The 7,295-nt window shown below is 62.8% G+C and carries 7 protein-coding genes; 3 read left to right on the top strand and 4 right to left on the bottom strand.

Translation table 11 applies throughout. The annotated features are described in order from the left end of the window. The first annotated feature begins 114 nt into the window (after positions 1-114). The gene (locus tag PMI32_RS0129200) at positions 115-423 is read left to right on the top strand and encodes a DUF7693 family protein (protein WP_032829115.1); all 309 of its coding nucleotides are present in this window, start codon (positions 115-117) and stop codon (positions 421-423) included. Here PMI32_RS0129200 and PMI32_RS04015 read toward each other — a convergent pair. Together PMI32_RS04015 and PMI32_RS04020 are read right to left on the bottom strand one after the other, a co-directional pair. Further along, positions 407-1,681 carry a glucarate dehydratase family protein gene (locus tag PMI32_RS04015; RefSeq protein ID WP_008033863.1) on the bottom strand — a complete coding sequence of 425 codons (1,275 nt, stop codon included), beginning with the start codon at positions 1,679-1,681 and terminating at the stop codon, positions 407-409. The two genes, PMI32_RS0129200 and PMI32_RS04015, sit on opposite strands and share 17 nt — an antisense overlap. Beyond that, positions 1,678-3,075: an MFS transporter gene (locus PMI32_RS04020; protein ID WP_008033862.1), complete on the bottom strand. Its 1,398-nt coding sequence runs from the start codon at positions 3,073-3,075 to the stop codon at positions 1,678-1,680. The genes PMI32_RS04015 and PMI32_RS04020 overlap by 4 nt, the downstream gene beginning before the upstream one ends. Positions 3,076-3,182: 107 nt before the next feature. Between PMI32_RS04020 and PMI32_RS04025 the strand changes: the two genes are divergently transcribed. Together PMI32_RS04025 and PMI32_RS04030 are read left to right on the top strand one after the other, a co-directional pair. Next, entirely contained in the window at positions 3,183-4,085 is a 903-nt protein-coding gene (locus PMI32_RS04025) for a LysR family transcriptional regulator (RefSeq protein ID WP_008033861.1), read from the top strand. Positions 4,086-4,402: 317 nt separating this feature from the next. Then, entirely contained in the window at positions 4,403-5,263 is an 861-nt protein-coding gene (locus PMI32_RS04030) for a CAP domain-containing protein (RefSeq protein WP_008033859.1), read from the top strand. A gap of 30 nt (positions 5,264-5,293) precedes the next feature. Here the strand turns inward: PMI32_RS04030 and PMI32_RS04035 are convergent, their stop codons facing one another. Further along, positions 5,294-5,926 carry a Vgb family protein gene (locus PMI32_RS04035; RefSeq protein WP_008033852.1) on the bottom strand — a complete coding sequence of 211 codons (633 nt, stop codon included), beginning with the start codon at positions 5,924-5,926 and terminating at the stop codon, positions 5,294-5,296. A 35-nt stretch (positions 5,927-5,961) separates the two neighbouring features. Continuing rightward, on the bottom strand, positions 5,962-7,182 hold the full coding sequence (locus PMI32_RS04040; RefSeq protein WP_008033851.1) for a hypothetical protein: 1,221 nt from the start codon (positions 7,180-7,182) through the stop codon (positions 5,962-5,964). Between the last annotated feature and the right edge of the window lie 113 nt (positions 7,183-7,295).

Genomic DNA, 7,295 nt, shown 5'->3' with positions numbered 1-7,295 from the left:
CCCTGTAGGAGCCGGCTTGCCGGCGATGGCGTCCTCAAGATCGCCATCGCCAGCAAGCTGGCTCCTACAGGGGGGGGCGTTGCCGATTTTTTATCTGAGCCACCGGAGACACCCGTGCCACCGTTGACCACCCGTGAGATTTACCAGCTATTGCGCGACGCCGCCCTGGAGGTTCGTCCCCTGCGGCTGATAGGCGAACCTTCCGCATCCGGCCTGGTGCAGGTCGACATCGAGGGTTGGCAGCTGACCCTCGACGTCGACGACAACCACTTGCGCCGCTGCCAACGCTGCCAGAGTCCGGACGGCCGCGAGGGCCTGTTCGACAATTGGCAACGTTACGGCACCGACCCGGTCAGTCTGCTCAGCACCTGGGAACTGGCACAGATTGAACGCCTGCTGACCGAGTTCAAAAACGCGGTTTGACCGCCTTCCAGTCCGGCTTGTAACGCTGCATCTGTTTCACGTCATCGCGCTGGCGGATGCCACAGGTCAGGTATTGATCATGCAGCTTGCCCAGTTGATCGTGATCCAGTTCCAGACCCAACCCCGGCGCGCGCGTGATTTTCACGCAGCCATCGACGATCGGCAGCTTGCCGCCCTTGATCACTTCTTCATCCGGCTCCTGCCACGGGTAATGCGTGTCGCAGGCGTAATCCAGATTGGGTACTGCGGCCGCAACATGCGCCATCGCCATCAGGCTGATGCCCAGGTGCGAGTTGGAGTGCATCGACACGCCAAGACCAAAGGTGTCGCACATTTTCGCCAGCGCCTGCGTGTCGCGCAGCCCGCCCCAGTAATGGTGATCGGCGAGGACAATCTGCACGCTGTTCAACGCCACGCTACGCCGGAACTCGTCGAAATCGGTGACCACCATGTTGGTCGCCAGCGGCAGCCCGGTACGCTTGTGCAGCTCGGCCATGCCGTCGAGGCCCGGCGTCGGGTCTTCGTAATATTGCAGGTCATCGCCCAGCAATTCAGCCATGCGAATCGACGTTTCCAATGACCAGTTGCCATTCGGGTCAATGCGCAACGGGTAACCGGGGAAGGCCTTTTTCAGCGCCTTGATGCACGACACTTCGTGCTCCGGCGGCAGCGTGCCGGCCTTGAGTTTGATGCTCTTGAAACCGTAGGCCTCGATCATCCGCCGTGCCTGGGCAACGATCTGCTCTTCGTTCAGCGCCTCGCCCCAATTGTCCGGTTTGTACGGCGAATCGACATGCTGCGCGTACTTGAAAAACAGGTAGGCGCTGAACGGAATCTCGTCGCGAATCGCCCCGCCCAGCAAGTCCACCAACGGCACGTTCAACGAATGCGCCTGCAAATCCAGGAACGCCACTTCGAACGCCGAATACGCATTGCTCACTGCTTTGCTGGCATGGGAGCCCGGTGCCAGTTCCGCGCCGGCAATGCTCGCCGGTTTGTGCGCCGCCACGGTGGCCTGGACGATGCGTCGCAGTTGATTGAGGTCGAACGGATCGAGACCGATCAATTGCGATTGCAGTTGCTGCTGGATCAACAGCGCCGGCGCATCGCCGTAACTTTCACCGAGACCGATGTAGCCATTGTCGCTCTCGATCTCGATGATCGAACGCAGCGCGAACGGCTCGTGAATCCCGCTGGCGTTGAGCAGCGGCGGATCACGGAAAGCGATGGGGGTGACGGTGACTCGTTTGATTTTCAAGAGGCTGCTCCCTTTGGACCTGAGCTCAAGGCTTGATGACTGACTGATTTTACTGGCATTGCGATGTCGGCAGGTTGGCCGCTCAACACGCGAACGGGATCACCACGCGGGGCGGTGCGGGCAAAGAAGATCACCACCGCCGCCACCAGCGAGGTGGCCGCCAGCCCGTAGAGACCGCCCTCGATGGAGCCGGTTTTTTGTTCGAGAAAACCGAACGCTGTCGGGGCGACGAAGCCGCCGAGGTTGCCGATGGAGTTGATCAACGCGATCACCGCCGCGGCGATGCGCGCATCCAGATAGCCCTGTGGAATAGGCCAGAACAGTGCCGAGGCGGCCTTGAAACCAATCGCGGCAAAACAGATGGCGACGAAGGCAAAGACCGGCCCGCCAGTGGTGGACATGAACATGCCGAATGCGGCGATCACCAGGGTCAAGGCGACCCATGCCTGCTGGTATTTCCATTTGCTGGCCATGGCGGCGAAGCCATACATCGCGACGATGGAAATGATCCACGGAATCGAGTTGAACAGGCCGACCTGGAAGTCGCCGAGGTTGCCCATTTTCTTGATCATGCTCGGCAGCCAGAACGTCGCGCCGTAGATGGTCAGGGCAATGGAAAAGTAGATGAAACAGAACAGTGCGATCTGCTTGTCGGCGAGCAATTTGAACATCGACGGCTTGACCGTCTGCGTGGCTTCGCGGGCCTGCTGTTCGAGGGCGATGGCGCCCACCAGTGCGTCCTTTTCTTCCTCGCTCAGCCAATTCGCCTGGCGCGGATGGGACTGCAACCAGAACCAGACAAACCCGCAGAGCACGATCGAGGCGAAGCCTTCGATCAGGAACATCCACTGCCAGCCGTGCAGGCTGAAACCGCTGACGTGCAACAGCGCACCGGACACCGGCCCGGAAATCACCGAGGCAATGGCCGAGCCGCTGAGGAAGATCGCCATGGCCTTGCCGCGTTCGGTCGACGGCAACCATTGGGTGAAGTAATAAATGATGCCGGGGAAGAACCCTGCTTCGGCCGCACCGAGGATGAAGCGCAGCACATAGAAACTGGTTTCGCCGCGCACGAACGCCATGGCCATGGCCGCTGCGCCCCAGGTGAACATGATGCGCGTCAGCCAGGCGCGGGCGCCGTAGCGTTGCAGCAGCAGGTTGGAGGGGACTTCGAAGATTGCGTAACCGATGAAGAACAGCCCGGCACCGAGGCCATAGGCTGCGGCACCAATGCCGAGGTCGGTTTCCATGTGACTGCGCACGAAGCCAATGTTGACCCGGTCGATGTAATTGACGATGAACATCACCACGAACAGCGGCAGCACATGGCGCTTCACCTTGGCCGCTGCGCGGGCGAGCACAGTTGGATCGGGCGGACTCTGGAGGGTATTCAAGGGGGCGACTCCCGTTCATTGTTTTTTTAGGGACGCGCCGATCATGGACGCCGACATTGATCCCGTCTAATCTAACTTGGCATTCGATTGATACCTGGATTAGATCAATGTTCGAACTGACCCAACTGCGCTGCTTCACCACGGTGGCCACCGAACTGAACTTCCGGCGCGCCGCCGAACGGTTGAACATGACCCAGCCGCCGCTCAGCCGACAGATTCAGCTGCTGGAACATCACCTGGGCGTCGAACTGTTCACCCGCACCACCCGCAGCGTCGCCCTGACCGCCGCCGGCCGCGCCTTTTTCATCGAAGCGCAGAACCTGCTCGAACGCGCCCAGCAAGCCGCCGCGACCGCCCGGCGTTTTGCCGAGGGCGATATCGGCACGGTCAACATCAGTTTTGTCGGCAGCGCGGTGTATGAATTCCTGCCCAAGGTCATTGCCGAAGCCCGCCTCAAGCAACCGCACGTGAAAATCGACCTGTCGGAGATGAATACCTACCAGCAGCACGAAGCCCTGCGCGCCCGCCGCATCGACCTGGGGATCGTCCGCGCGCCGTTGCTGGAACCGGGGTATGCCACCGAGTGCCTGGTGCGCGAGCCGTTTGTCCTGGCCGTGCCCAGCCATCATCGATTGGCCAGCGCCGAAACCGTGTCGGTCAAAGACCTCGATGCACAACCGTTTCTAATGTACTCCCACGCCGCCTACCCACCGTTCAACGAACTGCTGACCGGCATGCTGCGCTCGGCCCGCGTCGCCCCGGAATACGTGCAGTGGCTGGGTTCGTCGCTGACCATTCTGGCGCTGGTCAACGCCGGCATGGGCCTGGCGCTGGTGCCACGGTGTGCCAGCAGCGTGGTGTTCAAGAACGTGGTGTTTCGCGATATCGACTTGGGGGAAGGCGTGCAGAGCGAGTTGCATCTGATCTGGCGCGAGAACAATGACAACCCGGCGTTTGCGATGTTGCTGGAGGGGATTCGCACGGCTGTTCGTGAAGGCTGGGGGTTGTGAGGGCTGAGCTGATTTCGTCGGTGTTTGTGCTGCCGTCTTCGCGGGCAAGCCTCGCTCCTACGGGTTTGAGTTGAAACACAATTTTGTGAACGACACCAACCCTGTAGGAGCAAGGCTTGCCCGCGAAGGCGTCCGTAAAATCGCCATCGCCGGCAATCCTTGCATCTGAAGATGTAGCGGTGAAGGTACGTCCGTCGGACACACGAAGTCGGCGGTAAATATGCGCTCCTGCCCCGTGAACCTTGTTTCAACTCCCCAGTCTTACAGCGGCGCCAATTCCTCCCCTAACCGCCGCCAACTCTTCAGAGCTGTCCCCCATGCGCCAAACCGCCCACGCCTTGCGCTTGACTTCGCTGTGCCTGTTTACCTTGCTTTCCATTACCACCCTCCCCGCCCACGCCGGCGCGGAACGGCAACTGGTGGAAGCCATCAACGATTACCGCGCCCACCCGCAGCGCTGCGAGCGGCGTCCCGCCCAACGCTTGGCACCGCTGGCGCTGAAATCGAATCTGGCCTTGCCGGTCGGCTACGGCGGCGGCTTGCGGGACCGGTTGAAAGCCTCCGGTTATCAGGCAGTGACCGTGCGTAGCCTGCGCGTGGTCGGCGCGCAAGATGCCGAAGAGGCCTTCGACCTGCTGCAGAGCGATTACTGCTCGGCATTGCTGGATAGCCAATACGCCGATATCGGCGTCAGCCGCAGCCGCAGCGAATGGCAAGTGGTACTGGCGCGGCCGGTGCTGGACAGTCAAATGAACGACGCGCGAGCCGTCAGCAAGGCGTTGCTCGCCCAGGTCAACGCCGCGCGGGCAAAACCGCGTCTCTGCGGACGCCAGCGCTTTGCCGCCGCCCGGCCACTGGCCTGGAATGCCAGCCTCGGGGCAGCGGCGCAGGGCCACAGCAAGGCAATGGCCTACGGAAACTACTTCGCACACCGCGATCCCGACGGCGATATGCCTGCCGACCGAGCGCGGGCTGCCGGATTCCGTGGCCGCCAGATCGGCGAAAACATCGCCGCAGGCCAAGGCTCACCAAGCAAGGCAATGGCAGGCTGGCTCGCCAGCCCCGGACATTGCGCCAACCTGATGAGCCCCCTGTTCACCCAAGTGGGAGCCGCCTACGCGACGGACGCGCGCAGTGACCAAGGGGTTTACTGGACGATGTTGTTTGGAGCGCCTTGAGGCCGGTCACACCATGGCCAGCGTGATGTGTCACGCTGGCCGCCGCACCGCCCTCACCTTCCCGCTGCCACCACCGCCGCAGAAGAACTGATCGCCGCCATCGGACTCAAGTCCCGACACGCCGACTCCGGTCGGCATCTTGACGCTGTGCAGCACTTCCCCGGTTTTGGCATCCACGCGGCGCAGCTCGCTTTCATCCCCTTCCCACGTTCCGTGCCACAGCTGCCCGTCAACCCAGGTCACGCCGGTAACGAAGCGGTTGGACTCGATCGTGCGCAGAATCGCGCCGGTCTCGGGGTCGATCTGGTGAATTTTCCGATCGCGATAGCGGCCGACCCACAACGTACCCTCAGCCCAGGTCAGCCCGGAATCATTGCCGCCACCCGGTGCCGGGATGGTGTTGAGCACTTTGCCGGTCTGCGGGTCGATTTTCTGGATGCGGTCGGCGGCGATCTGGAACAGGTGCTGGCCGTCGAAGGCCGTACCTGCATCGGCGTTGACGTCGATTGAACGCAGGGTCTTGCCGCTGGCCGGGTCGAGGGCGATGAGTTTTTCGCCACTGGCAAACCAGACGCGCTCACCGTCCCAGGTCACGCCATGCACGCTGTCGACACCGGCGAACGGGCCATATTCGCGGAGGATTTCTGCGGTTGAGTGTTTCATCTCGGTTACCTCTTCAGGGGTTCGTGGCGTTCATCCTAGTCACTCGGCAGTGGCGCCGGGAGTAACAAGGTCGTCGCGAAACCCGGTACCGGCGGGGTCATCCAGCGTCGCGCCCGGCCACGTCCGAATGGCTGCACTTTGCCGGCCGCCGCCAGCGCGTCGAGTGTGCGTTGCACCGTGCGCTGGCTGGTGTCGAGCGCCAACGCCAGCGCCGAACTCGACCAGGATTCACCGTCGGCGAGCAAGGCAAACAGCGCCGCGTGTCGTTCTTCGACCGGTTGCGCCAACACCACTACGTCAGATGAAACCAGCGCCACCAGTGCAAACCCGCGTTGAGTGGCGATGACGCCCGCCAAGGGTTTCAGCGCCAAACGCAAGCGCCCGACTTCGACACGCAAGCGCGCTCGATGGGACTCGTCCGACAGCTTCAGGCGGAACGCCCGGCGGATCAGGGTTTCCCTCGATACGTCCGCCGGCCACGCTTCGGCCAACGCACGAGCGAGGGTGAACAACACCGGGCGCCTGGCGAGGGAAACCGACATGCCAACGCCGCGCACGGCATAACGGCAGGCGTCCACCACCAACGCGGTCGACCCGAGCACGGCTTCAACTTCATCCAGCCACAACGGCCGCTCTTCGCCATGGGCGATCAGGCGCGCTGCCGGGGAATTCAGGACGTTAACGGCGTTTTCGACTTCGCCGATAAGCGCCGGGACACCCGCCTCGCGTGCGACATGTTCGGCCCTCGCCAGGGCAAGCCGGGCTGTTTGCGATTGCAGGCGGCGGATGGCAATCCCCGCCACCACCAATTCATGGGCGGCGCGCAGCACCGGCGGCAACGGTACGGGATCCAGTGCGGCCAACAGAACGTCCGCCTCGTCGAGCCGACCGATCAGCACCCATCGCCGAATCTGCAGGTACCGCGCGTGAGCGGCGTTCACTCGATCCCCGTGGGCCTCAAGCGTCAGGCGTGCCGTTTCGAGCGCCTTCACTGGCCAGCCCAGGTCACGCGAAGCCAGCGCAATTTCGGCCTCGGCCACCACGCAGCGCGCCCGTGCCAACGGCTCTTTCGGCCCGAATGCGCGCGCGGCGCTTTTCACCAGCGCTTTCGCCCGAACCAGATCGCCGAGCTGCGCCATGGCGATGCCGCGCAACGCGAGCGCGGGCGCATCGTCACGCAACGCCACCCGGTCCAGCGCGCCAAGCGGATCACCCGCCGCAAGCGCCCGCGCTGCGGCTGTGATCAATGAGTCCATAAGAGTAGCGCCACGATTGTCGCCCCTGCCGTTCGATAACCCTGGTTAGTCTAGTCACGCGACAGCTGAGCACGGAGCGCGATTGTTTGCGTTTGTAAGGGCCTCATCGCCGG

Origin of the sequence: Pseudomonas sp. GM60 (assembly GCF_000282415.1) — a bacterium.
In the GTDB taxonomy this organism is placed as follows: domain Bacteria; phylum Pseudomonadota; class Gammaproteobacteria; order Pseudomonadales; family Pseudomonadaceae; genus Aquipseudomonas; species Aquipseudomonas migulae.
Note: the sequence above shows the minus strand (reverse complement) of the source record. Positions and strands in the feature narration are given on the sequence as shown.

What these genes read in the sequence shown, in the direction of transcription:
- PMI32_RS04025 (WP_008033861.1), top strand. Translation starts at nt 3,183, where the DNA reads ATGTTCGAACTGACCCAACTGCGCTGCTTCACCACGGTGGCCACCGAA.
- PMI32_RS04030 (WP_008033859.1), top strand. Translation starts at nt 4,403, where the DNA reads ATGCGCCAAACCGCCCACGCCTTGCGCTTGACTTCGCTGTGCCTGTTT.
- PMI32_RS04035 (WP_008033852.1), bottom strand. Translation starts at nt 5,926, where the DNA reads ATGAAACACTCAACCGCAGAAATCCTCCGCGAATATGGCCCGTTCGCC.
- PMI32_RS04040 (WP_008033851.1), bottom strand. Translation starts at nt 7,182, where the DNA reads ATGGACTCATTGATCACAGCCGCAGCGCGGGCGCTTGCGGCGGGTGAT.